We start from the raw sequence: 20,177 nt of genomic DNA, 5'->3' as shown, positions 1-20,177 counted from the left end.
TCCGATGAAGTTCGCGACCGTCGAGGAACCCGGCGGCGCCGTCCGCTGCGGCGTCGTCGAAGGCGACAGGCTGCTGCGCCTGCCGGCCGGGACAACCGCGCTGGACCTGATCCGCTCCGGCGCGCTCCACGAGGCAGGCGCGCAGGCCCGCGCCACGGGTGACGCGGTGCCGCTGGCCGGACGGCGGCTCCTCCCACCGCTGGAGCCGCCGTCCGTGCGGGACTTCGTGGCGTTCGAGGAGCACGTCGAAGGCATGGTCGCGCCGGGTTCCGTGCCGCCGGAGTGGTACGAAGCGCCGACGTTCTACTTCACGAACCCGGGTGCGCTCGTCGGCGCGCACGACGACGTGCCCATCCCGCCCGGGTCGCGGCTGTTCGACTTCGAACTGGAGGTCGCCGCCGTGCTGGGCCCCGACGGGATCTGCGGCTACACGATCCTCAACGACTGGTCCGCCCGCGACCTCCAGCGCCGCGAGATGAAGGTCAACCTCGGCCCGGCCAAGGGCAAGGACTCGGCCACGACACTCGGCCCCTGGCTCGTCACGGCCGACGAGCTCGAGCCGTACCGCGACGCGGACGGCTTCCTGGCGCTGGACATGCGAGTGGCGGTCAACGGCGTCGAAGTGGGCCAGGACCTCTTGTCCAACATGGGCTGGCCGTTCGAGGAACTGGCCGCCTACGCGGGCCGGGGCACGCGGCTGCGGGCGGGTGACGTCCTGGGCTCGGGAACCTGCGGCAACGGCGGCTGCCTGGCGGAGCTGTGGGGCCGCGGTGGCCCGCAGGAGCCCCTGCGGGCGGGTGACGTCGTGGAGATGACGGTCGAAGGCATCGGGACGATCCGCAACACCGTCGTGGCCGGCGTCGACCTGCCGCCGGTCCGCCCGGCCCGGCCCCGGCCGAGGAAGCGGTCGCGGTGACCGGCCAGGTCGTGGTCGTCACCGGGGCGGCACAGGGCATCGGCGCGGCGACCGCCCGGCTGCTGGCCGCGGCTGGAGCCAGGGTGATCGGGGTCGACCGCGCCGAAGACCCCGGCTTGCCCGGCGTCGAGCACCACCGGTTCGACGTCACCGACGACGCCGGCTGGGCCGGGCTCGCCGCGGGCCTGGAGCGGGTCGACGGGCTCGTCGCGGCGGCCGGTGTCACCTGGCGGGCCCGGCTCGGCGAGCTGGACCCCGTCGACCTGGCGCACGTCAACGACGTCAACGTCGGGGGCGTCCTGCGGGCCGTGCAGGCGGTGGCGCCGCTGATGCCGCTCGGCGGATCGATCGTCGTGACCGGCTCGGCCGCGGCGCTGACCGGGCACTACCCGCTGGCCTACACCGCGAGCAAGTGGGCGTTGCGCGGCTTCGTCAAGGCCGCCTGCCTCGAACTGGGGAGCCGGGGCATCCGCGTCAACGCCGTGCACCCCGGGTACGTCGAAACCCCGATGACCGCCTCCGCGCCGCGCGGGTTCCGGGCCGCGAACCTCGCCGAAACCCCGCTCGGCCGCACCGGGACCGCCGAGGAGGTCGCCGCGCTCGTCGCGTTCCTGATCAGTGACGCGGCCTCTTACATCTCCGGCGCCGAGATCCCCGTCGACGGCGGCCTGACCGCGCACGGCGGCGTCAAGTCGATCAGCGAAGCCGCCCGAACCTGAGAGGACCCCCGTGTTCGAATACTTCCCCGGCAACTACGTGTGGAACCTCGGCGTGGTCGCCGCGCTCAACAGCGGCGGCCTGATCGACGAGGTCGACCGCGCCTGCCGGCCCATCCGCGAAGCCGCCGCCCAGGGCTCGGACGCCGGCACGCCGGACTTCCTGCGAGCCTGGACCGCGCTCACCGACCAGCTCGTCACCCAAGCCGAACAGGCCGAAAAAACCGGACACACCCGCACCGCGGGCGACCTGTACTTCCGCGCCACCAACTACCTCTGCCAGGCCGAGCGCATGCTCGCCCACTCCGATCCGAACCGGCTGCCCACCTACCGGCGAGTCCTCGAACTCGCGCAGAAGTCCTTCGACCTGCGCGACCGGCGGATCTCCCGGGTGACGATCCCGTACGAAGACACGACCCTGCCGGCCTACCTCTCCCTCGCCCCGGCCACCGATGCCGGGCCGGCGCCGGTGATCGTCCTGGTCAACGGCCTGGACTCGACGAAGGAGCACATGTACACCTCCGCGCACTGGCGGGAGCTGGCCGATCGCGGGATCTCGTGCCTCATGCTCGACCAGCCCGGCACCGGGGAAGCCCTGCGCCTGCAGGGACTCACCGCCCGCATCGACGCCGAAGCCTGGGCGGCCGCGGCCGTGGACTGGCTCGAAACACGGTCCGAAGTGGACAAGAACCGGATCGGGATCGCCGGCTGGTCCCTCGGCGGCTACTACGCACCCCGGGCGGCGGCGTTCGAGAAGCGGTTCGCGCTCTGCGTCGCCTGGGGCGCCAACCACAACTGGGGCGCGGTCCAGCGCCGCCGCCTCGAACGCGAAGGCGAACGGCCGGTCCCGCACTACTGGGAGCACGTGCTGTGGGTGTGGGGCTTCGACGACCTCGACACGTTCATCCCCTTCACCGACGACGTGCACCTCGACGGCGTCGTCGAGAAGATCACCGTCCCGTTCCTGATCGCCCACGGCCGGAACGACCGCCAGATCCCGCTCGAATATGCCCACCGCTCCTACGACCAGGCCGTCAACTCGCCCCGGCGGGAACTGCGGGTGTTCACCCCCGAGGAAGGCGCCACCGAGCACATCGGACTCGACCACCTGCCCCACGTCAGCACCTTCATCGCGGACTGGGTGGCGGACACGTTCCGCGAACGGTCCTGACCGGCCGGATTGTCGGGGCGCTCAGCGCGGCTCAGGCCGGCTCACCGCCGGTGGACGGCACGAATCCCGGGAAGCTCTGCTCCCGCTTGCTCAGCCAGTGCGAAATGCGCGCCGGGGCGTGGGCGTACGGATCGGGCACGCCCAGTTTCCGCGCGGCGTCCAGGGGCCAGTTCGGGTTGTAGAGCAACTCGCGGCCGAGCGCGACCAGGTCCGCCCGGCCGTGCTCGATGATGGACTGGGCTTGGGCGGCACGGACGATGTGCCCCACGGCCATCGTCCTGCTCCCCGTCCGCTCGCGGATCTGCTGCGCGTACGGCACCTGGTAGCCGTAGCCGGTTTTCAAGCCCGGGTACGGCAGCCCGGTGATCCCTCCGGAGCTGCAGTCGATGACGTCGACGCCGCGAGCCTTCAACTCGACGGCCAGCTCGACGGTCCGGTCGATCGTCCACTCGACATCGACGCACGAAAGACGGACGAACAGCGCCTTGCGGTCCGGCCAGACCGTCCGGATGCGGTCGACGATCTCCACGAGGAACCGGAACCGGTTCTCCGTCGACCCGCCGTAGTGGTCGGTGCGCCGGTTGGCCAGCGGCGAGAGGAAGCTGTGGATCAGGTAGCCGTGGGCCGCCTGCAGTTCGAGCACCTCGTACCCCGCGTCGTCCGCCCGTCGAGCGGCGTCCGCGAATGCCGTCACCGTGTCTTCGATGTCGCGCAGCGTCATTTCGACCGGAGTGTCGGAGCCCTCCGGTCCCATGGGGACCGCGCTGGGCGCGAGCAGTGGCCAGGCCGCGGACGGCGGTGGCGTGCCGGGGATCCACGGCGGGTTCCGGCGCCCCTTGCGGCCGGCGTGGATCAGCTGGATGCCCGGCACCGCGCCACCGGCTTTGACGACCTCCACGAGCTGCGCGTAGAGCGGAACCACGTCGTCCTCCCACAGACCGAGGTCGCCCACGGTGCCGCGGCCACGCCGGTCCACGGTCGTGCCCTCCTGGATGACCAGCCCCGCTCCGCCTTCGGCCAGCCGTCCATAGTGGACGATGTGCGTCGACGTCGGACGGCCGTCCACTCCGGAGTACTGCCACATGGGCGACACGACCACCCGGTTCGGCAGGCGCACCCCGCGGATCTCGAGCGGGCTGAAGAGATTCGGCGGCATCCCGCTGCTCCTTCCCTCGGCGATTGACATGGCCCTACGGCGCACTTACCGTCATGCTACTCAACGATACGCCGTATCGCATAGTGGCACGAGGAGCAGGCATGGTGACGACCCGGGTGACGGAAAGCCGCGAAGTCCACCGACCCGACGACACGTCCATCCGGTACTCGATCAGCGGACCGGACGAGGGCCCCACGGTCGTCTTCGTCCACGGCTGGGCGTGCGACCGGACGGACTTCGACGCGCTGACCCGGTTCTTGCCGGACGAGTTCCGCGTGCTCGCGGTCGACCTCGCCGAGCACGGCGAATCGCGCTCGGCGCGCGCCACCTGGACGATCGAGGAGTTCGCGCGCGACGTCGCCGCGGTCCTCGATGCCGAAGAGGTGACCGACGGCGTCGTCGCCGGGCACTCACTCGGCGGCGCGGTGGCGGTCGAGACCGGCCGGCTGCGTCCCGAGCGGGTCCGGCACATCGTCGCGCTCGACGCCCTGCACTACCTCTTCCTCTTCGGCGCCATGAGCGACGAAGAGGCCGAAGGGTTGCTGCGACCGCTGCGGGACGACTTCGCCGGGCTGGTCCGCGCCATGGTCGAGGCCGGTTCGCCGCCGGGGACCGACCCGGCGCTCAAGGACGCGCACTTCGCCAAGATGGCCGCGGTGCGGCAGCCGGCGGGGACCCGGGCGTTCGAGGGTCTCGTCGCCTGGGACATGGAGGCGGCGCTCGCCGGTGCCCAGCAGCCGGTCACCGTGTTCGGCGTGCGCGACCTGGTCACCCCGGAAGCCCGCGACCGGCTGGCGGGCCGGGCCGACGTGGTGCTCGTCGACCTCGGCAGTCACCACTTCCCGGTGGAGGCACCGGAGGGGACGGCCGCACTCATCGCCGGCGTCGTGCGCGCGCGGGCCGTCACGGGGACGCCAGCAGGCGGCTGATCTCGTCCGCGGCCGCGACGACCTTCTTCGCCAGCTGCTCTTCCTGTGCGGGCTGGTACCGCATTTCCGGGATGCTCAGCGTGACCGCCGCGATGGGTCGTCCGGCCGCGTTGGTGACCGCCGCGCCGAGGGAAGCGACGTGCGGGCGGTACCACGACGACATGTTCACGGCGTAGCCACGCGCGGCGGTCCGCGCGATCTCCTCCCGCAGCTCGTCGGGACCGAGCAGCGGCGCGCCCTCGAACTCCCGGGGCTCGGCCCGCAGGAGTTCGCCGACCTCGCCGGGTTCGAGGCGGGCGAGGATCGCGACGCCGCCCGAGCTCGCCCCGAGGGGCACCCGCGTGCCGATCTCCATGAAGACGCGAACGAGCTGCGTGCTGTCCTCGCGCGCGACGATCAGGTATTCGGCGCCGTCGCGCAGGCCGAGGAGCACCGTCTCGCCGGTCTCGGCGGCCAATCCCTTGATGACCGGCGTCGCCACTTCGCGCAGGTCCTGCTCGCCCGCGCTGCGCAGTCCCAGCACGAGCGCCTTCATCGTGACGCCCCACCGCGCGTGCTCCCGGTCCACGATCCGGAGCCAGCGGGCCTGTTCGAGGGTGACCAGGCAGCGCTGGACCGAGCTTTTCGGGATGCCCGTCACCCGGGCCAGTTCCGAGACGCCGATCGGCTGCCGCACCGCGACTTCTTCGAAGACGCGAAGGGTGCTCAGCACGCTGTTCATCGACCGGATGCTGCTGTTCGGCTTGTCCGGTTCGCCGCCGTCGCCTGGGGTGCCCATGAGGCTACGACCGTACCACTGGACGCACTGCCGTACCTCATCCCGGCACAGCGCTTTCTTTACAATCCCGCCGACATCGGTCTACTGTGCGGCACAGCGTGCCACAATACGGAACGGAGTTCGCATGGATCTGACTGTGGTGGGTGATGTCGTCGTCTCGGGGTGGCCGCGCCGCTCCGGTGGCGCGGACGCCGGCGCTTCGGCGTTCGGGCTGCTGCGCGGCGGCGACCTGACGATCGGCAACCTCGAAGTCCCGCTCACCGGGCGAGGACAGCGCGCGGAAAAGCTGGTCGCCATGCGGGCCCCGACGTCGGGCGCCGCGGAACTGGCGGCCCTGGGGTTCGACCTGGTGTCCCTGGCGATGAACCACGCGCTGGACTACGGCGCCGACGGGATGCGCGACACCGTCCGCGCGCTGGACGCCGCGGGAGTCGGCCACGCCGGTTTCGGCGAGACGCGTGCCGAAGCGTCGCGCGCCCGGGTCGTCTCAGCCGGCGGCGAAAGCCTGGCGTTCTTCAGCTTCTGCTGCGCGCTACCGCGGGGCTTCGACGCGACCACGGACCGCGCCGGCATCGGCGCCATCCGGGTGCGTCAGTCCTTCGAGTACGACAGCGGCTTCCTGGACGAGACACCGGGCACGCCGCCCTTCGTCCATTCCGACGCCCACGAGCCCGACGTGCGCACGGCCGAAGCCTTGGTCCGGGAAGCGAAGCGGCACAACGACTTCGTCGTCGTCGCGCTCCACTGGGGTGTCCCCCATTGTTACCTGCCTGCGGCACAGGGTCCGCTCGCCGAGTACCAGCAGCCCCTGGCCCGGCGGCTGGTCGACGCGGGCGTCGACCTCGTCATCGGGCACCACCCGCACTGCCTGCACCCCGTGGAGTTCTACCGGAACGGGCTGATCCTGTACTCCACCGGCAACTTCGTCTTCGACTGGTGCGACGGCTGGAACGCCGAAGCGATGGTGCCGAAGCAAGACGCCCACCCGGCGGCGCCCTACCAGCCCGCCCTGGTGCGCGGCCCGTGGTTCGAGAGCGCCGTGTTCCGCGTCGGGCTGGGTGTCCCCGGCGGGCCCACCCTCCGCCTCGACCCGATCGAACTCGACCCGGACAGCCAGCCGGTCCTCCCCCGGCCGGACGTCGCCGCGTCGATCCTCGCGCAGGTCGCCGAGGCGTCCAGGGCCCTGGACCCGGCGATCGTCGTGGACGACGACGGCACCGTCCGGCGCGCTGCCACCGCCTAACCGCCACCGACCACCAAGGAGCGTCTCGATGTACAGCCCCGCCGCGAAACCCGACGACTACGAATCCTTCCCCTACCTCCGGCGCGGAACCGATTTCCCCGCCGTCGAACTGGCCGATCCGGGCGCCCGCCGGAGCCGCTTCACCGCCGGCTCGGACGACGGCCGGATCGACCGCCTGCTCGCCGACAACGTCACCATCAGCTTCCACGACCACCCCCAGCTGCTCCCGGCGGACTTCGCGGACGCGCCCGGCTTCCTGCGCGCCAAGCACGAGTTCACCGCGTTCACCGAGCTGCGCCGGTCCGGTTTGACCGCGGTCTTCGACAACTGGTTCGGCGTCATCGGCAGCACCCGCCGGGCGGGCTGGAAGTGGGACGACCTGATCACGACGCTCGGCCTGCGCCTGGCCGACCTCGCCCACCAGGACGGCGTCGTCGTCGCCCGCACCGTCGGCGACATCCTCGGCGCCCAGCGCGACGGGCACGTCGCCTTCGTCATGGGCACCGAGTCCGCCGGGATGATCGAAAACGAGCTGGACCGCATCGACGTCCTCTACGGACTGGGCATCCGGCAGATGGGCCTGGTCTACGCGGAGGCCAACACGCTCGGCAGCGGCCAGAAGGAACAGCGCGACGGCGGCCTGACCGCCTTCGGCAGGCGCGCGGTCGAGCGCATGAACGCCGTGGGCATGCTCATCGACGTCTCCCACGCGAGCGACCGGACCAGCCTGGACGCGATCGAAGCGTCGGCCAAGCCCATCGCGATCACGCACGCCGGCGCGCGGGCGGTGTGGCCCATCGCCCGGATGAAACCGGACGAAGTCCTCAAGGCGTGCGCGGAACGCGGTGGCGTCCTGGGCATCGAGGCGGCGCCGCACACGACCGTGTCCTACGACCACCGGGCGCAGTCCATCGAGTCGGTGATGGACCACTTCACGCACGCCGTCGAGCTGATGGGCATCGAGCACGTCGCGTTCGGCCCGGACACGCTCTACGGCGACCACGCCGCCTTCCAGAAGGCCATCTCCGACGTGATCGGCTCGTCCGCCGTGTTCGACGCGGGCGATCTCGAGTGGGAGCGGGTCAGCCACGTCGACGGGCTCGAGAACCCGACCGAGAACTTCCGCAACATCGCCGGCTGGCTCGTCGAGCACGGGTACCGCGACGACGAGATCACCGCCGTGCTCGGCGGAAACATCCTGCGGCTGCTGGGCGAGGTGTGGCGATGACCGGCATCGAAAACGCCTTCGCGCAGCACCTCGACGACGTCTTGGCGCTGTCGCACACGATCAACGCCGATCCGGAGCTCGCCTTCGAGGAGCACCGGACCTCGGCCGCCGTCACCGACGTCCTGGCTCAGCACGGATTCACCGTCGAGAAGGGTGTCGCCGACCTGCCCACGGCGTTCGTGGCCTCGGTGGGCACGGGTGACCTGGTGTTCGGCATCTGCGCCGAACTGGACGCGCTCCCCGGGATCGGGCACGGCTGCGGGCACAACACGATCGCGGCGGCGGCCGTGGGCGCGGCCCTGGCGCTGGCACCGTTCGCCGACGAGCTGGGGCTGACGCTCAAGGTGTTCGGCACGCCGGCGGAGGAACGCGGCACCGGCAAGGAGATCATGGTCAACCGCGGTGTCTTCACCGGGACGCACGCGGCCATGATGGTGCACCCGTCGCTGAAGGACGTCGTCAGTCCCCGGTTCCGGGCCTCGCGGTCGTGGCGGATCGAGTACACCGGCCGGGGCGGCCACGCGTCGCGCCCGTGGAACGCGCTGAACGCCGCCGACGCGGTGGTGGTCGCGCAAACCGCCATCGGACTGCTGCGGCAGCAACTGCGCGACGGCGTCCGGGTCCACTGCGTCGTGCAGGAGGCCGGTTCGGCCGTGAACGTCATCCCCGATCGGGTCGTGGCCGAGTGCATGATCCGCTGCGACACCATCGCCGAAGTCGACGAAGTCTGGGCGCGGGTCCGCCGGTGCTTCGAGGCCGGCGCGCTCGCGGCCGGGACCGCAGTGGACTTCACCACCCAGCCGTCGCTGTACCGCGAGTTCCGGCACGACCCGGATCTGGCCGCGCTGTTCGAGGCCCACGCGAAGACCTTGGGCCGCACGTTCCCGGACTACCCGGACAAGCTCTTCGGCTCGACCGACATGGGCAACGTCTCGCAGGTGATCCCCGCGCTGCACCCGATGCTGTCGTTCGACCTCCCGGCGGAAGACGGGAACCACACCGCCGCCTTCGCGTCCGCGGCCGGCAGCGCGGAAGGCGACCGGTTCGTCCGCGACGGCGGCCTGGCGATGGCGCTCACGATCGCGGACGTCGCGCGGTCCGCACCGATCCGGGCCCGGCTGATGGCCCCCGAAAACTGAGGGAGAACGACCATGGAAGCCACTCGGCTCGGCACCGCGGCGGAAGCGACCGGGCGGGGCAACCGCCGGGCGCTCGTCGCCGGCAGCATCGGCAACGCCGTCGAGTTCATCGACTGGGCGGTGTACACGACGTTCTCGTCCGTCTTCGCGCACCACTTCTTCCCGCCGGGCAACGACAGCGCGGCCCTGCTGTCCACTTTGGCCATCTTCGCCGTCGGCTTCGTCGTGCGGCCGATCGGCGCCGCGATCATGGGCGCCTACGCCGACCGGCACGGCCGCAAGAAGGGCCTGGTGCTCACGATCGGCCTGATGGCGGCGGCGACGTTCGTCATCGGCGTCTCGCCGTCCTACGCCCAGGTCGGCTTCGCGGCGCCCGTCATCCTGGTGATCGCGCGCATGGCGCAGGGTTTCGCCGCCGGAGGCGAATTCGGTTCGGCGTCGGCCTTCCTCGTGGAGTCCGCCGGCCCCGGCCGCCGGGCGTTCGCCGGCTCGTGGCAGCAGGTGTCGGTCGGTGTCGGCATTCTCATCGCTTCGGGTATGGGCGCGATCGTGACGTCGGCGCTGCCCCGGCAGGCGGTGGACAGCTGGGGCTGGCGCCTGGCGTTCGTGGTCGCTTCGCTGTTCGGGCTCATCGGCCTCTGGCTGCGCCGCTCGGTGGCGGAAACGGCGTCGTTCCACCGCGCCCGCGGCCCCCGGCGCAACGCCCTGGTGACGATGCTTCGAGAGCAGCCGAAAGCGGCGTTGCGCGTCTTCGGCCTCAACATCGCCGGAGTCGTGCTCTACAACATGTGGCTGACGTACCTGCCCACCTACGCGGCCGTGTCCACGCACATCCCGCTCAATCAGGCGTTGCTGGCCAACGTCATCGGGCTCGTCACCTTCGTCGTCCTGCTGCCGTTCGCCGGGATGCTGTCCGACCGGATCGGCCGCAAGCCCACCCTGGTGGCGTTCGCCGGCGGGTTCCTGCTGCTCGCGTGGCCCGCGTTCCGGCTGCTGAACGGGGATTTCCGGCTGCTGCTCCTCGTCCAGGTGGCCGGGCTGGTCCTGCTGCTCGGCTACTCGGCCAACGTCGCTGCGGTCATGGCGGAGCAGTTCCCGCCGGAGGTCCGGGCGACCGGCATCGGTCTCCCCTACGCGTTGTCGGTCGCGGTGTTCGGCGGCACCGTCCCGTACCTCACGACGTGGCTGACCACCCACGGGCTCGGGTCGTGGGTGTGGCTGTACTGCGCGATCGCCGCCGCGATCGGCCTCATCGTCTACCTGACGATGCCCGAGACGAAGGACAAGGCGATCGGCTGATCAGCCGATCATCAGCACGACCTTGCCGAAGCGGTCCGGGCTCACCAGTCGTTCGTGGGCCCGGACCAGGTCGGTCAAGGGGAACACCGAGTCGACCACGGGCCGCACCTTCCCCGCGGCGAGCAGCGCGAGGACGTCGGGGACTTCGCGCAGGTCCCCGGCGTGGGCCCCGCGGAAGTCGATCTCGTGGCGGTAGAGGCTGTACAGGTCGATGTCGGCGCGCGGACCGGAATGCGATCCCATGCCGATCAGCCGGCCGCCGGGACGCAGTGCGTGGATGGACTCCTGGATGGTCGCGCCGCCCGCCGAGTTGTGGACGAGGTCGACGCCCCGCCCGTCCGTCAGCGAGCGGACCGCGGCGCCGAATCCCGGCACCTGCCGGTAGTTCACGACGTCGTCGGCGCCGATTTCCCGCAGCAGCTCTCGCTTGTCTTCGGTGCCGGTCGTGGCGATGACCCGCGCGCCGACGGCGTGGGCGAGCTGCACCGCGGCTGTGCCCACGCCGCTCCCGGCGCCGACGACCAGCGCGGTTTCACCGGGCTGCAGGCCGCCGCGTGTCACCAGCATGTGCCAGGCCGTCAGGTACGCGAGCAGGCTCGCCGCCAGGTCCAGGTAGGTCAGCGACTCCGGCGCCGGGATGGCGTTGCGGGCCGGGACGGCGAGGTATTCGGCGTAGGTGCCGTCGGTGTGCTCGCCGAGGAACTTCAGCTCGCGGCAACGACTGTCCCCATCAGACCGGCAGGCGGCACACACGCCGCAGCCGAGCATGGGCAGCACGACCACGCGTTGCCCGACCTCGACGTTCGTGACCGCGCTGCCGACCGCCGCGACGTCTCCGGCGCCTTCGACACCGAGGATGATCGGGAATGGCGGTTGTTCGGCGAACTTTCCGTCCCGGACGAGCACGTCGGCGCGGTTGAGCCCGGCGGCCCGGATGCGGACCAGGACGTCCCCCTCGTCGATCGAGGGACGAGGCACGTCGTCGATCTCGACGACGCCGGCTTGCCGGACGATTGCGGCCTTCATCGTGCTTTCCCTTCTCCAGTAAGCGTTTCGACCTGGCCGGTCGCGGTGATCCGGCCACTGTGGTCACGAACGGAAACCCCGTCGCCGATGGCGCGCACCACCAGACCCTGGTGGTCGAACAGCGGCGCGACGACGCGGTAGCCGATCGAGGTGGCCGTGGCGCCGGTTGCGCGGACGGTTTCCGCCATGGCCAGCGCCTGCAGCGGGCCGTGGACGACCAGCCCCGGGTAGCCCTCGACGTCTCGGGCGTAGTCGCGGTCGTAGTGGATGCGGTGGGCGTTGTAGGTCAACGCCGAGAAGCGGAACAGGACGGTGGGGTCGACCGGGAACTCCCGCTCGTCCGCTTCAAGGGGCACCGGCGGGCTCGCCGACGCCGAGACCGGCGTGGAGGCGGCGGCGCGGTAGACGATGTCCTGGTCCTCGACGACCTTCACCGCGCCGTCCTGGCTGATGGTGTGCCGGACGACGACGAAGGTCAGCGGGCCCGAACGGCCCGCCTTGTCCGTCGTCGACACGACTTCGCTGCGCCGGGTCGCAGGCCGCCCGACGACCAGCGGCGCGATGCGGGTGACCCGGCCCCCGGCCGCCATGCGCCGGCGGCCCGGCGCCGGGACGACCCCACGCACGGGATGGCCGTCCGGCCCCAGTTCGGCCTGGTGCGGCCGATCGAGCAGGTAGACCCAGTGCCACAGCAGCGGAAGTCCGTCGGTCTCCAGGTCCGGCAGATCGACGCCGAGCAGCCGGGCGAGGGCCACGGCGGGCTCCGGTTGCAGCACTTCGGTGTGCTCGGTCACGGGGTGACCTCCTCGAATTCGGCGCGGAGGGCGTCGTTGTGCTCGCCCAGCCGGGGCACCGGGCCCGGCACCGGCTCGACTTCGTCGATGTCGACCGGCGGCAGCAAGGCCCGGACGGCACCACCGGGAGTCCGGACCTGCAGCCAGCGATCACGCCCGGCGAGCTGCGGATGGTCGAGGAGCTCACCCGGCCGGCGGAGGCGGGCGCAGGCGATCCCGGCCTCGCCGAGCAGTGCGACGACCTGGTCGGCGCCGGACGCGGCGAACGCCGCTTCGATCAGCGGCCCGATCAGGTGGTCGTGGGCGACGCGTTCCGGGTTGTGGGCGAACCGCGGGTCGTCGGCCAGGTCCGGCCGCCGGAGCACCTCCCGGCACAGCCGAGCCCATTCGCGGTCGCTTTGGACGGCCAGGAAAACCTGGTTGCCGTCGCCGGCCCGATAAGGACCGTAAGGGGCGATCGACGCGTGCTTCGCCCCGGTCCGGCGGGTCTCCGCACCGCCGTAGACCGCGTTATACGCCGGTTGCACCATCCACTCCCCCAGCGCGTCGAGCATGGCGACCTCGACGGTCGCACCGACGCCCGTGGTGGCTCGGCGCAGCAGCGCGGTGAGGATGCCCGAGTAGGCGTACATGCCCGTCGCGATGTCCGCGACCGAAATCCCGGCCTTGCTCGGCTCCTCCGGCGTGCCGGTGGCGGCGACGAGCCCGGCCTCGCACTGGATCAACAGGTCGTAAGCCTTCTTCCCCGCGTATGGGCCGCCGGAGCCGTAGCCCGAGATCGAGCAGTGGACGAGGTCGGGACGGGCCGCCCGCAGCGTCGCGGCGTCGAGCCCGAGGCGGCCCACCGCACCCGGTGCGAGGTTCTGGACCACCACGTCGGCGGCCGCGATCATCGCGTCGAGCACCCGGCGGTCGGCCGGGTCCTTGATGTCCAGCTCGATCGACTCCTTGCCACGGTTGAGCCAGACGAAGTAGCTGGAGTCGCCGTGGACCGTCCGGTCGTAGCCGCGGGCGAAGTCCCCGGCGCCGGGGCGTTCGACCTTGATGACGCGGGCGCCGAGGTCGGCGAGCTGCCGCGTCGCGAAGGGCGCGGCGACCGCTTGTTCCAGCGCGACGACGGTCGTGCCTTCGAGAGGAAGCATGGAAACCCTTTCTTAGCCGCCGTTTCAGAACCGGAGGATCGCGTGGGCCCGGTCGAGCACCGGTCTGTCGATCATTCGCCCGTCGGGACCGGTGACCGCGCCTGCCGATCCCTCGGCCGCCCGAAGCACTGCACGAGCCCACGCGATTTCGTCTTCGCTGGGGGCCAGGCCCCGGCCCGTGGGCGCGATCTGGGCAGGGTGGATGCAGAGCTTGCCGCGGAAACCGAGGCTCCGGGCGTAGCGAGCCGCCGTGGTGACCGCGTCGGCGTCGTCGATGACGGTCGTGACGCCGTCGATCGGCGCCGGCAGGCCGGCCACCCGGGAGGCGAGCACGATCGTGCTTCGCGCGAACAGCATCGCCTCGGCGGTGTCGTCGGCTCCGAGGTCGGCGGCCAGGTCGAGCGAGCCGAACGCGAGCCGGGTCACCCCGGGCGCGGCGGCGACGTCGTGCACGCGGTGCAGTCCGGCCGCGGTCTCGACCAGCGCGACCACCGCGGTGTCCAGCCGCGCCGACAACGCGGCCAAGGCCGCCGGGTCCTCGGACTTCGGCACGAGCACGCCGAGTAGCCCGGACGCGCCGGCGACAGCGTCGACGTCCGCGTCGAACCACGGCGTTCCGGCGGCGTTGAGACGAACCCAGGCCTGGCCGCCTTCGGACAGCCAGCGGAGCGTCTCGGCACGGGCGGTGTCCTTGTCCTCGGGCCGCACCGCGTCTTCGAGGTCGATGACGACGGCGTCGGCGCCCGCGGCCGCCGCCTTGGCGAAGCGCCGAGGGACGTTGCCGGGCACGAAGAGCCAGGTGGCTTCGGGCCTCATCGGACCGGGTTCCGCTTGATGAGCTGGCGCGCGATGACGGTCCGCTGGATCTCGTTGGTGCCCTCGCCCACGATCATCAGCGGCGCGTCGCGGAAGTACCGCTCGACGTCGAACTCCGTCGAGTAGCCGTAGCCGCCGTGGATCCGCACCGCGTCGAGCGCGATCTTCATGGCCGTCTCGGAGGCGAACAGCTTCGCCATCCCCGCTTCCATGTCCGCGCGCTCGCCGGAGTCGTAGCGGCGGGCGGCGTACTGCACGAGCTGCCGGGCCGCGGTCAGCCCGGTCGCCATGTCGGCCAGGTGGTTGCCGATCGACTGGTGCTGCCAGATCGGCTGCCCGAAGCTTTCGCGCTCCTGGCTGTAGCGAATCGACCGGGCGAGCGCGGCGGCGCCGACCCCGAGCGCTCGCGCCGCCACCTGGATGCGGCCGATCTCGAGCCCGCGCATCATCTGCGTGAACCCCTCGCCTTCGACGGTGCCCAGCAACGAGCTGCGGGGCACGCGGAAGTCGCTGAAGGACAGCTCGCAGCTTTCGACGCCCTTGTAGCCGAGCTTCGGCAGGTCCCGGGACACTTCGAAACCGGGCCCCTTCTCGACCAGCAGGATGCTGATGCCGCGGTGCTTCGGCTCGGCGGTCCGATCGGTGCGGCACAGCAGCGCGACGAGCTGGGCGCGGCGGGCGTTGGTGATCCAGGTCTTGGAGCCGTTGACGACGTAGCTGTCTCCGTCCTTGCGCGCCTCGGTCCGGATGGCCTGCAGGTCGGAGCCGCCGCCGGGTTCGGTGAGCGCCATGGTGGCCCGGATCTCGCCGGTGGCCAGCTTCGGCAGGTAATGGTCCCGCTGCGCCGGGGTTCCGTAGTGGAGCAGGAGCTTGGCGACGACGCTGTGCCCGCCCATGGCGCCGGCGAGGCTCATCCACCCGCGGGCGAGCTCCTCGGTCACGGCCGCGTAGCACGGGGTGGACACCCCGGCGTCGTTCCACGGCTCCGGGACGGCGAGCCCGAAGATGCCCATGCGCTTCATCTGCTCGATCAGGGCTTCGGGGTAGGTGTCGGCGTGTTCGAGGTCTCGCACCACGGGCTCGACCTCGCGGTCGACCCACTCGCGGACGACGTCGACGATCGCGGTCTCGTCTGCGCTGAGTTCGTACATGGCTGTCATCCTGACCTGTGATGACAAGTCGAGGGAAATGCCAATCCGTGATATCCCTAGACCGGTCCGGCATGGCGGGAGGACGGGTGGAACTCAAACAGCTCTTGGCGCTGGTGACCGTTGCCGACACCGGGAGCGTCACCAAAGCGGCGCGCCTGCTCCACGTCGTGCAGCCCGCGGTCAGCCGGTACATCCGCGCCCTCGAGGACGAGATCGGGGTGCCGCTCTTCGAGCGCAGCCGCCAGGGGATGACCCTCACCCCGGCGGGCGAGGTCCTCGCCGAGCGCGCGAGACGCGCGCTGCTCGAACTGGACCGGGCTCGCGCCGAAATCCGCCCGGACCGCGAGCACGTGCGCGGCATCGTGACGATCGGGCTGCTGGAGAGCACCGTCGAACTCGTGGCCGCGCCGTTGGTGGAGGTGCTGGGGCGCCGGCACCCGGGCATCGAGGTGCGAATCCTGAGCGCGTTTTCCGGTCACCTGCGGCAGTGGCTCGACGACGGCGCGGTGGACATGAGCCTGCTGTACAACGTGAACTCGACACCGTCGATCGCCGTCACCCCGTTGCTGAGCGAAGCTTTGTGGGCGATCGCTCCCCCCGACGCGGAACTCGGCCGCGAAGCGCTCACCTGGGACCGGGTGTGCGAGAACCCGCTGATCCTGCCGGTCGCGGGACACGGCCTGCGCACCCTCGTGGACGAAGCACTCGGCACGGTGCCCACGATCGCGTGCCAGACCAACTCGATGCCGGTGCAGAAGAAGCTGGTGGCCGCCGGCACCGGGTGGAGCGTCCTCCCCGCGGCGGGCGTCGCCGAAGACGTGGCAGCCGGGCGCCTGCGAGGCGGCCCGATCGCCGATCCCGCGATCTCCCGCACGATCGTCCTGGCATTGCCGCGAGCCGGCCGTATCCCGCCCGCTGCCGAGGTAGCCGCCACCGAGGTCCTCCGGGTCACCCACCGCCTGGTCGAGGACGGCACCTGGCCGACCGCCAGCGTCGCCTAGCCGCCGCGGGCGATTCGTCCGCGCAGCCTGCTGATCGAACGGCTGGAGCACCATCCGGGACGCGGAACTGAGGTCGAACAGCTATTCCGGGAAGGCGTCGTCACGCTAACGGGTTGACCTCGCGAGGCACCGTAGACACCGTTCGACCTGCAGCGGCACAGCATGCCGGGTGCCTGGGCGACCCACGTGGACGCGCCCGCGCACATGTGTGCGGGCGGACGCACAGTGGATCAGTTGCGGCCGGACGAACTGGTGCTGCCGTTGGTGGTCATCGACCTGTCCGCCGAACCGTCCCGCCGGAGGCTACGAGACGATCGACACCGACCCGGGCCACCGGGTCACCCGTGACGCCGACGGATCGGACGCCGAGGAGATCGCCGGCAGGCAACACCCGGCGGAGGCCCGGATCTTCGAGCACGACCGCTACCAGGTGGAGATGATGGCCGGCCTGTCCGAAGTGCCGCCGCTCGGCGCCACGGTCGTCGTCGGCGTCGGCGTCGGCAAGGCCCGTAGCGCCACAGCGTTTCCCGCCCGCGTTCTGGCGTTGGTGCCGGGCGCATGAGCCGGGATGTCGACAGGGCTTGCTGGCTCCGATACCCGGCTTGCCGGACATGGTGTTCACCGCCCACGGCGCGGTCGTGGTCGGCGGCCGTGCGTTCGTGGCACGGTTACACCGTCGCGATGTCCGAAGCGCTCGGCGAGGGAGAGGGCGATTTCCCCTTCACCGGACGGCATGTCCTGGCGGGCACCGGCTTCCGCACCGAACACGACACGCATCTGGAGGCTCAGGAGTTCCTCGGCTACCCGGTGATCCCCCTGCGGTTGGTCTACGCGTGCTTCTACCACCTGGACACCGCCCTGCTGCCTCTCGACGCCGACACCATCGCCCACTACCCCGGCGCGTTCTCGGCAGGCAGCAGACGCCTGCTCGACCGGGGCTACGAACCTGCACCCTGGAACTGCGCCCAGCCTGATGCCACCATCTCGGTTGCCGCCTGATCGGCGCGGCGGCGAGGATGAGCAGAATCCCGGCCCTACGCATCGACGTACGGGATGCGGATCCGGGCGCCGCTCAGGCCGCGGTCATCGCCCAGCGCACGACCTTCACCAAGCTGTGCCCGGCAAGCCGGACGACGGTCGCTTCGGCGACCGGCAGCCGCGGGAGGCGCAGTTGCGGCCGCGTCCACGCCGGCAGCATCGCCACCGCCGAGGCTGCCAGTGCCGCGTAAGGAAGCCGCGCCGGCCACGGGACCGGCGGGGTGAGCAGGAGGAACCGGGCGGCTTGCCGAGCTTCCGGGGTACCGCGCAACTCCGGCCGGTACGCGGCGAGCGCCAGGTCGAGCCCGGCCCGGGTCACCGGCGGGTCGGGCACCCCGAGTGCCCGGGCGATCACGGCTGTCTCGGCGACGTAGGCGTCGCACCCCGCCTCGTCGAGAGGCTGCGCACCGTACCGCTGGTGGGCGCGCAAGAAGCTGTCGACTTCGGCGATGTGCACCCACGCCAGCAGCTGCGGGTCGTCGGCCCGGTACGGCCGCCCGTCCGGGGCCACTCCCCGCACCCGCCGGTGGACCGAGCGCACGGTCTCGACCGCGCGCTGGGCGTCTTCGGCCGTGCCGAACGTCGTCTCGGCAAGGAACGTGCTCGTGCGCTGCAGCCGGCCCCACGGATCGCCGCGGTAGCCCGAGTGCGCGGCGACCGCCGCCATCGCCAGTGGGTGCAGTGACTGCAGCAGCAGCGCGCGCAGACCGCCCACGAACATGGCCGTGTCCCCGTGCACCCGCCGGATCGCGCTGTCCGGCCCGAACCAGCGTTCCCCCGGCGCACCGTGGATGCGGGCGCGGTTGCGCGGCCCGTCGGGTCCCGCCACCCGAGCGAAAAGTGCGTCGCGCATCCGTTCCCGGATCAGCGACACCCCGAGAGGGAAGTTCGGCTGCATGGCACCTCCGCGGCGCGGTGTCGAGCCCGCCATCCGGCACTGCGATACAAAGACGATGCAAATCCTTGGGCTGGGCGACATCCAGGGTAGTCGTCCGACGCTGAGTCTACCTGCACTTATCCCGCACAGCGCGCGAGAACCAACCGGCAGCATCGCTTGCCCCGAGCGCGTGACAGCTCCTCTCCCCAGGCAGTCGCGGCCCCGACGCCTTACGTTTGTGACGCCTCTGCATCGCCTAGGGAAGGACGCCGCATGGCCGGCAGCAGCCCGCCGCACCCTTACGCCTGCCCCGGCGACGCCGGGCGCGGCACCGTCGTCGGCCGGCCGATCCCGGGCTCGCGATGACGCCGGAACCGCACGCTCCCCGCTGCACGGTGCTGGGCGCGACCGGTTTCGTCGGCCGGGCGCTCGTCGCCGACCTTGCCGCCGCCGGGCACCCGGTCCATGTCCTCTCCCGCACGGCTGAGCACGGCTTCCCGCACCGGATCGGCGTGACGCTCGGGGACGCCGCGGACCCGCGCGCCCTCGAGACCGCGTGCGACGGCGCGGACGTGGTCTTCCACCTCGTGCACTCGCTGGCCCGCCCGGACTTCGCCCGCCGAGACCGCGTCATCGCACAGCGCCTCGCCGCCACGGCCTCAGCCGCCGGGGTCCGGCAGCTCGTATACCTGGGCGGGCCACGACCGGCGGCCACGACGTCGCCACACCTGGCGTCCCGCTCCGAGGTGGCCGGCATCCTGCTCGACGGCGAGGTTCCGGCCATCGCGCTGCAGGCGTCGATGATCCTCGGCCGCGGATCGGCCGGGGTGGAGCTGCTGTCGCGCACCGCCCGGCTGCCGTTCCGGCCGCGGCCCCGGTGGACCGCCCGCCGCAGCCGCCCGGTCGCGCTCGCCGACGTCCGCCACTACCTGCGGGCGGCGGCCGGCCACTCGCCGCTGCGAGGCCGGTTCGATGTCAGCGGGCCGGAAGCCATCAGCTACGACGGCCTCGTGCGGCGCTGCGCCCGCCTCCTGCGGCGGCCCGCCGCGCTCGCCTTGCCGGCACCGTTCTGGTCCCACCACGCCGCCGCGCGGATCGCCGGGCTGACCTCGCCCGTGCCCGCCGCCGTCGCGGGCCCGTTGTTCGCGTCGCTCGAACACGACCTGCTTCCGGCCGACACCCCGGTCGAATCCGTCCTGCCGCCCCCGCCCGGCGGACCGACAAGCCTCGACAACGCCCTGCGCACGGCACTCGGGGTTCCGGTGCAGCAGGCACCCGCCGGTCCGGCGTACCTGGAGGAGCACACGCGGCTCGCAAAAGCGGCCCCGCAACGGCTGTGGCAGGCGATCACCGCCCTCGGCGGCGACCACGGCCGGTTCCCACCCGCACCGGCTTGGGCCCTGCGCGGGCTGCTCGACGGGCTGCTCGGCGGAGCGGGGGCCTACCGCGGTCGCCCCGACCGGCCGGTGACCGGGGACGTCGTCGACTTCTGGACGGTCCGCCGCCGCGACGACACCCACCGCGAGCTCGTGTTGACCGCGGACATGCGCCTGCCCGGCGACGCCGAACTCACCCTGCGCGCGGACCCGGCCGGTTCCGGGAGCCTGCTGCGGCAGCGGGTGCGGTTCGCCCCGGCCTCACCACTGGGCCACGCCTACTGGCACCTCCAGAAACCGGCGCACAACCAGGTGTTCGCGTGGCTCGCCCGCTCGATCGTCCGCGACGCCGAACGCGCGACCTGATGCCGGACCGGCCCG

The 20,177-nt window shown here is 71.8% G+C and carries 21 protein-coding genes; 13 read left to right on the top strand and 8 right to left on the bottom strand.

Features of this window, described 5'->3' with window-relative positions:
- The first annotated feature begins 4 nt into the window (after positions 1-4).
- The 3 genes from H5965_RS21270 to H5965_RS21260 are packed head-to-tail and all read left to right on the top strand — an operon-like array spanning position 5 to position 2,803.
- The gene (locus tag H5965_RS21270) at positions 5-916 is read left to right on the top strand and encodes a fumarylacetoacetate hydrolase family protein (protein ID WP_310971791.1); all 912 of its coding nucleotides are present in this window, start codon (positions 5-7) and stop codon (positions 914-916) included.
- Positions 913-1,635 carry an SDR family oxidoreductase gene (locus tag H5965_RS21265; protein WP_310971790.1) on the top strand — a complete coding sequence of 241 codons (723 nt, stop codon included), beginning with the start codon at positions 913-915 and terminating at the stop codon, positions 1,633-1,635. The genes H5965_RS21270 and H5965_RS21265 overlap by 4 nt, the downstream gene beginning before the upstream one ends.
- A gap of 10 nt (positions 1,636-1,645) precedes the next feature.
- Positions 1,646-2,803 (top strand): alpha/beta fold hydrolase, encoded by a 1,158-nt coding sequence (locus H5965_RS21260; protein WP_310971789.1) that lies wholly within the window; start codon positions 1,646-1,648, stop codon positions 2,801-2,803.
- Between the two features lie 31 nt (positions 2,804-2,834).
- Here H5965_RS21260 and H5965_RS21255 read toward each other — a convergent pair whose 3' ends face one another.
- A complete protein-coding gene (locus H5965_RS21255) occupies positions 2,835-3,959 on the bottom strand; it encodes a hypothetical protein (RefSeq protein WP_310971788.1) in 1,125 nt (374 codons plus the stop codon).
- 101 nt (positions 3,960-4,060) lie between these two features.
- Here H5965_RS21255 and H5965_RS21250 point away from each other — a divergent pair, with 101 nt between their 5' ends.
- On the top strand, positions 4,061-4,888 hold the full coding sequence (locus H5965_RS21250; RefSeq protein ID WP_310971787.1) for an alpha/beta hydrolase: 828 nt from the start codon (positions 4,061-4,063) through the stop codon (positions 4,886-4,888).
- On the opposite strand, the gene H5965_RS21245 is transcribed toward H5965_RS21250, so the two are convergent.
- The gene (locus H5965_RS21245) at positions 4,863-5,666 is read right to left on the bottom strand and encodes an IclR family transcriptional regulator (RefSeq protein ID WP_310971786.1); all 804 of its coding nucleotides are present in this window, start codon (positions 5,664-5,666) and stop codon (positions 4,863-4,865) included. The genes H5965_RS21250 and H5965_RS21245 overlap by 26 nt on opposite strands.
- Positions 5,667-5,790: 124 nt before the next feature.
- On the opposite strand from H5965_RS21245, the gene H5965_RS21240 reads away from it, so the two are divergent.
- The 4 genes from H5965_RS21240 to H5965_RS21225 are packed head-to-tail and all read left to right on the top strand — an operon-like array spanning position 5,791 to position 10,575.
- Positions 5,791-6,909: a CapA family protein gene (locus H5965_RS21240; protein WP_310971785.1), complete on the top strand. Its 1,119-nt coding sequence runs from the start codon at positions 5,791-5,793 to the stop codon at positions 6,907-6,909.
- Positions 6,910-6,937: 28 nt separating this feature from the next.
- Positions 6,938-8,137, top strand: a complete 1,200-nt coding sequence (locus tag H5965_RS21235; protein ID WP_310971784.1) for a membrane dipeptidase — start codon at positions 6,938-6,940, stop codon at positions 8,135-8,137.
- The gene (locus tag H5965_RS21230) at positions 8,134-9,276 is read left to right on the top strand and encodes a M20 family metallopeptidase (protein WP_310971783.1); all 1,143 of its coding nucleotides are present in this window, start codon (positions 8,134-8,136) and stop codon (positions 9,274-9,276) included. Before H5965_RS21235 ends, H5965_RS21230 begins: the two co-directional genes overlap by 4 nt.
- A 12-nt stretch (positions 9,277-9,288) precedes the next feature.
- On the top strand, positions 9,289-10,575 hold the full coding sequence (locus H5965_RS21225) for an MFS transporter (protein WP_310971782.1): 1,287 nt from the start codon (positions 9,289-9,291) through the stop codon (positions 10,573-10,575).
- Here H5965_RS21225 and H5965_RS21220 read toward each other — a convergent pair whose 3' ends face one another.
- Genes H5965_RS21220 through H5965_RS21200 form a run of 5 tightly spaced genes read right to left on the bottom strand, consistent with a single transcriptional unit; the run spans position 10,576 to position 15,504 of the window.
- A complete protein-coding gene (locus H5965_RS21220; RefSeq protein WP_310971781.1) occupies positions 10,576-11,601 on the bottom strand; it encodes a zinc-binding dehydrogenase in 1,026 nt (341 codons plus the stop codon). It lies immediately after the preceding gene.
- Positions 11,598-12,395: a MaoC family dehydratase N-terminal domain-containing protein gene (locus H5965_RS21215; RefSeq protein WP_310971780.1), complete on the bottom strand. Its 798-nt coding sequence runs from the start codon at positions 12,393-12,395 to the stop codon at positions 11,598-11,600. The genes H5965_RS21220 and H5965_RS21215 overlap by 4 nt, the downstream gene beginning before the upstream one ends.
- Positions 12,392-13,537, bottom strand: a complete 1,146-nt coding sequence (locus tag H5965_RS21210) for a CaiB/BaiF CoA-transferase family protein (protein WP_310971779.1) — start codon at positions 13,535-13,537, stop codon at positions 12,392-12,394. Before H5965_RS21210 ends, H5965_RS21215 begins: the two co-directional genes overlap by 4 nt.
- Before the next feature lie 24 nt (positions 13,538-13,561).
- The gene (locus H5965_RS21205; protein WP_310971778.1) at positions 13,562-14,353 is read right to left on the bottom strand and encodes a CoA ester lyase; all 792 of its coding nucleotides are present in this window, start codon (positions 14,351-14,353) and stop codon (positions 13,562-13,564) included.
- Complete coding sequence (locus H5965_RS21200) at positions 14,350-15,504, bottom strand: acyl-CoA dehydrogenase family protein (RefSeq protein WP_310971777.1); 1,155 nt, start codon at positions 15,502-15,504, stop codon at positions 14,350-14,352. The genes H5965_RS21205 and H5965_RS21200 overlap by 4 nt, the downstream gene beginning before the upstream one ends.
- Before the next feature lie 86 nt (positions 15,505-15,590).
- Here H5965_RS21200 and H5965_RS21195 point away from each other — a divergent pair, with 86 nt between their 5' ends.
- The 4 genes from H5965_RS21195 (at position 15,591) to H5965_RS21180 (ending at position 17,504) form a co-directional block, all read left to right on the top strand.
- Positions 15,591-16,505 carry a LysR family transcriptional regulator gene (locus H5965_RS21195; RefSeq protein WP_310971776.1) on the top strand — a complete coding sequence of 305 codons (915 nt, stop codon included), beginning with the start codon at positions 15,591-15,593 and terminating at the stop codon, positions 16,503-16,505.
- 162 nt (positions 16,506-16,667) lie between these two features.
- Positions 16,668-16,853, top strand: a complete 186-nt coding sequence (locus H5965_RS21190; protein WP_310971775.1) for a cyclase family protein — start codon at positions 16,668-16,670, stop codon at positions 16,851-16,853.
- Positions 16,854-16,944: 91 nt separating this feature from the next.
- The gene (locus tag H5965_RS21185; RefSeq protein WP_310971774.1) at positions 16,945-17,067 is read left to right on the top strand and encodes a hypothetical protein; all 123 of its coding nucleotides are present in this window, start codon (positions 16,945-16,947) and stop codon (positions 17,065-17,067) included.
- Positions 17,068-17,186: 119 nt separating this feature from the next.
- Positions 17,187-17,504, top strand: a complete 318-nt coding sequence (locus H5965_RS21180) for a hypothetical protein (RefSeq protein ID WP_310971773.1) — start codon at positions 17,187-17,189, stop codon at positions 17,502-17,504.
- Positions 17,505-17,577: 73 nt separating this feature from the next.
- Here the strand turns inward: H5965_RS21180 and H5965_RS21175 are convergent, their stop codons facing one another.
- Positions 17,578-18,441, bottom strand: coding sequence for an oxygenase MpaB family protein (locus tag H5965_RS21175; RefSeq protein WP_310971772.1), 864 nt, complete (start codon positions 18,439-18,441; stop codon positions 17,578-17,580).
- Positions 18,442-18,782: 341 nt separating this feature from the next.
- Here H5965_RS21175 and H5965_RS21170 point away from each other — a divergent pair, with 341 nt between their 5' ends.
- On the top strand, positions 18,783-20,162 hold the full coding sequence (locus H5965_RS21170; protein WP_310971771.1) for a DUF2867 domain-containing protein: 1,380 nt from the start codon (positions 18,783-18,785) through the stop codon (positions 20,160-20,162).
- The last annotated feature ends 15 nt before the right edge of the window (positions 20,163-20,177 follow it).

The sequence above is a fragment of the Amycolatopsis sp. 505 genome (assembly GCF_031625235.1).
Lineage (GTDB): Bacteria > Actinomycetota > Actinomycetes > Mycobacteriales > Pseudonocardiaceae > Amycolatopsis.
This window is presented reverse-complemented; position numbering and strand designations above follow the sequence as displayed.

Excerpts from the sequence above, each read along its gene's own strand:
- H5965_RS21270 (WP_310971791.1), top strand. The coding sequence starts at position 5 with ATGAAGTTCGCGACCGTCGAGGAACCCGGCGGCGCCGTCCGCTGCGGC.
- H5965_RS21255 (WP_310971788.1), bottom strand. The coding sequence starts at position 3,959 with ATGCCGCCGAATCTCTTCAGCCCGCTCGAGATCCGCGGGGTGCGCCTG.
- H5965_RS21250 (WP_310971787.1), top strand. The coding sequence starts at position 4,061 with ATGGTGACGACCCGGGTGACGGAAAGCCGCGAAGTCCACCGACCCGAC.
- H5965_RS21245 (WP_310971786.1), bottom strand. The coding sequence starts at position 5,666 with ATGGGCACCCCAGGCGACGGCGGCGAACCGGACAAGCCGAACAGCAGC.
- H5965_RS21240 (WP_310971785.1), top strand. The coding sequence starts at position 5,791 with ATGGATCTGACTGTGGTGGGTGATGTCGTCGTCTCGGGGTGGCCGCGC.
- H5965_RS21235 (WP_310971784.1), top strand. The coding sequence starts at position 6,938 with ATGTACAGCCCCGCCGCGAAACCCGACGACTACGAATCCTTCCCCTAC.
- H5965_RS21230 (WP_310971783.1), top strand. The coding sequence starts at position 8,134 with ATGACCGGCATCGAAAACGCCTTCGCGCAGCACCTCGACGACGTCTTG.
- H5965_RS21225 (WP_310971782.1), top strand. The coding sequence starts at position 9,289 with ATGGAAGCCACTCGGCTCGGCACCGCGGCGGAAGCGACCGGGCGGGGC.
- H5965_RS21220 (WP_310971781.1), bottom strand. The coding sequence starts at position 11,601 with ATGAAGGCCGCAATCGTCCGGCAAGCCGGCGTCGTCGAGATCGACGAC.
- H5965_RS21210 (WP_310971779.1), bottom strand. The coding sequence starts at position 13,537 with ATGCTTCCTCTCGAAGGCACGACCGTCGTCGCGCTGGAACAAGCGGTC.
- H5965_RS21205 (WP_310971778.1), bottom strand. The coding sequence starts at position 14,353 with ATGAGGCCCGAAGCCACCTGGCTCTTCGTGCCCGGCAACGTCCCTCGG.
- H5965_RS21200 (WP_310971777.1), bottom strand. The coding sequence starts at position 15,504 with ATGTACGAACTCAGCGCAGACGAGACCGCGATCGTCGACGTCGTCCGC.
- H5965_RS21190 (WP_310971775.1), top strand. The coding sequence starts at position 16,668 with ATGCCGGGTGCCTGGGCGACCCACGTGGACGCGCCCGCGCACATGTGT.
- H5965_RS21185 (WP_310971774.1), top strand. The coding sequence starts at position 16,945 with ATGGCCGGCCTGTCCGAAGTGCCGCCGCTCGGCGCCACGGTCGTCGTC.
- H5965_RS21180 (WP_310971773.1), top strand. The coding sequence starts at position 17,187 with ATGTCCGAAGCGCTCGGCGAGGGAGAGGGCGATTTCCCCTTCACCGGA.
- H5965_RS21175 (WP_310971772.1), bottom strand. The coding sequence starts at position 18,441 with ATGCAGCCGAACTTCCCTCTCGGGGTGTCGCTGATCCGGGAACGGATG.
- H5965_RS21170 (WP_310971771.1), top strand. The coding sequence starts at position 18,783 with ATGACGCCGGAACCGCACGCTCCCCGCTGCACGGTGCTGGGCGCGACC.